Consider the following 2,320-nt stretch of genomic DNA (forward strand, 5'->3'; position numbering starts at 1 on the left):
GCCTGAAAAATGGTCTTCACCGCATAAAAATGCACGCCGAACACAACGCGAGATACAGTGGTAATACTTTGTATCAACCAAACTTACTTGACGCTTTCTTGCTATAGCCATAAGACACCCTGCTGTTTTTGCACTAAACAAAGCCTAGTACTTAGTTCGCCAAACAGCAAAATTTGGGTGGGTGTCTAGTTTATTTTAGGTGGGTGTCTAGTTTATTTTAACTTTTTCTTAGTTCGCCAAACAGCAAAAATTAGGGTGGGTGTCTAGTTTATTCTTACCAAAAAAGCCAAAACCCGTTGCATGATTTAGCACGTGTTCAGCCACAGTACCTGAAATTCCAGTAAAAGCAGATTTTTTTGAATCAAACACAAAGTGCTTACTTATTATTCTACTCGGCTCTATGTTTGATGAGCTCTTTGATACTGCTGCAATACTGTCATATGCAAATTCAGCTAATTGTGCAGCTACATTTGGCGATAAAATATTCATGTAAATTCCTTTTTTATTTAAAAATCTTTAAAATAATCTTCGCTATCTTCTATCTCATAAATTTCAAAATCATGTTCCCATCTACAAATACTTGAACCATCAAACTCCAAATTTGGATTTTCATGATTAGGAAAAACAAAGTTTACTTCTGTAGAATCTAAATCAGCATTTAAACTGCTCAGCTTTTGTTTGTATTCACTAGGCTCACTTATTCCGCTTAGCTTAGAACCCCAAAGCTTGTATTTTTTATCAGCATATACAGCCGTAATAGTTTGATAAGTAACCTCATGCGAGAACATATCACCGGGTATTTTTGATTCAATAACGACTTCAGGTAAATAAAATAAACCATCAGGAGCTGTTGTTACCTGATCTTCTTTTTCAACTTTGTGTGCAAATTCCAGGGTGCGATTTATTAAAACACCTTCAACGGGATTGCCATTTAAAGTAATAATCCCTTTAACTTCAGAGCACATATGTACGTCATATTTTTTTATTAAACCAAACATAGTGGTTTTAACCTCTGCTTTTATAATTGAAGCCTAAAATTAGTCTTCAATTATGTCCATTATTTCATCGTAATCGACATCAACTAGCTCTGGATCAGGTGTACCCGTAACTAAAAAAGATAAAAAGTCAGTGAAAGTATTAAATTTAGACACTTCTTGTCCGTAAGTTTCCGTTAAAAATAGCCCAACTTCACCAGCACGATCCGACTCTTGCGAAAATAAAAAATAATAGCCACCACCATCATAAGAGTTAATAACCACCCCATGCTCGGGTACTGATTGATATTCATCTTTGTTATCATACGTCTGATGATAATATTCAGTTGCTCCAATCACATCATCCTCTTCATAATCTTCATAATCTTCATCCAAAGGAACAAGACCCTGTACACTGTCTCCAAACCAAAAACAAAATCCATATTGTTCTAAAAAAAATCTATAAGGTTCAGGTAAAGTTATTTTAAACTTCTCTTCTAAACCCTTAATCTGTTCCCGAGGTGCACCGCCTTTTCTACAACTAAAGTTTTCTATTTGTTGAGCCTGTGCCATTATGTTAGTTATTTCGTTACTCATCTTATTCCTCAAACTTTTAATTTTGTATTTAAATATAAAACGATTAAACTATTTCTGAACCTAAATTAGGTCCTAAGCCGTTTTCGTCATACGGTTCATCACCTTCCTCATACCAATGAAGTTTTTTGTTTTCTCTACTATGGAAGTCTTCCGTTAATAGTTCTAAGTTATCTAAATCATTTGGGTTTTCATTAGGATCACACCTAAAAATAGGCTTTTTATGGTGAACATTGTACTTTTTAGGTACTTGACCTGTTACTTTCATACGATTTAATTGCTTTGGTGTAAAGTGATTATGCGCTTCATGGTTATCATCATTCAGTGCATCTGAAGCATACTTTTTGATATATTCTTTTCGCTGAACTGGAAACGCCTTTCTTGCCTCATCAACTTCTCCAACTGTACGTTTATGGTACTTCGTTGGTTTTGAATCTGGGTTAATCTTGACCTTTTCACCGTTAACTTTATGTTGATTTGCAAATTCATCAATACTTATAGTTACAGGAGTCATTTCACCTGACTTATTAACTTTATTCAGTGTAATGAGATTATTTTCTTCATCAAGACCCGTTATGTCATATATGTGTTCTTTACGATAGTTATCTTTCCCAGGTGAATATTTAATCGTAGATATATCTTGATTATCAATTGGTACAACTAAACTAGACAGCCACTCTAATTTAGAGTGGCAAAGCTGTGCCTAAATTTACTTTTTTAGGTCAATAATTAATGTTTTACGACTACGTATC

General features: G+C 34.2%; 4 protein-coding genes and 1 pseudogene. All 5 read right to left on the reverse strand.

What is annotated here, in order from left to right; all coding sequences use genetic code 11:
- Nucleotides 1-111: pseudogene (locus tag CWB66_RS16045) on the reverse strand (Mobile element protein); the annotation flags it as partial.
- 117 nt (nt 112-228) lie between these two features.
- On the reverse strand, nt 229-489 hold the full coding sequence (locus CWB66_RS16050) for a hypothetical protein (protein WP_138586133.1): 261 nt from the start codon (nt 487-489) through the stop codon (nt 229-231).
- 17 nt (nt 490-506) lie between these two features.
- The gene (locus CWB66_RS16055) at nt 507-998 is read right to left on the reverse strand and encodes a DUF6795 domain-containing protein (RefSeq protein WP_138586134.1); all 492 of its coding nucleotides are present in this window, start codon (nt 996-998) and stop codon (nt 507-509) included.
- A 39-nt stretch (nt 999-1,037) separates the two neighbouring features.
- Nucleotides 1,038-1,571: an SMI1/KNR4 family protein gene (locus CWB66_RS16060; RefSeq protein WP_138586135.1), complete on the reverse strand. Its 534-nt coding sequence runs from the start codon at nt 1,569-1,571 to the stop codon at nt 1,038-1,040.
- 43 nt (nt 1,572-1,614) lie between these two features.
- On the reverse strand, nt 1,615-2,082 hold the full coding sequence (locus CWB66_RS16065) for an HNH endonuclease (protein ID WP_138586136.1): 468 nt from the start codon (nt 2,080-2,082) through the stop codon (nt 1,615-1,617).
- Nucleotides 2,083-2,320: the final 238 nt, after the last annotated feature.

The sequence above is a fragment of the Pseudoalteromonas sp. S558 genome (genome assembly GCF_005886635.1).
Lineage (GTDB): Bacteria > Pseudomonadota > Gammaproteobacteria > Enterobacterales > Alteromonadaceae > Pseudoalteromonas > Pseudoalteromonas aliena.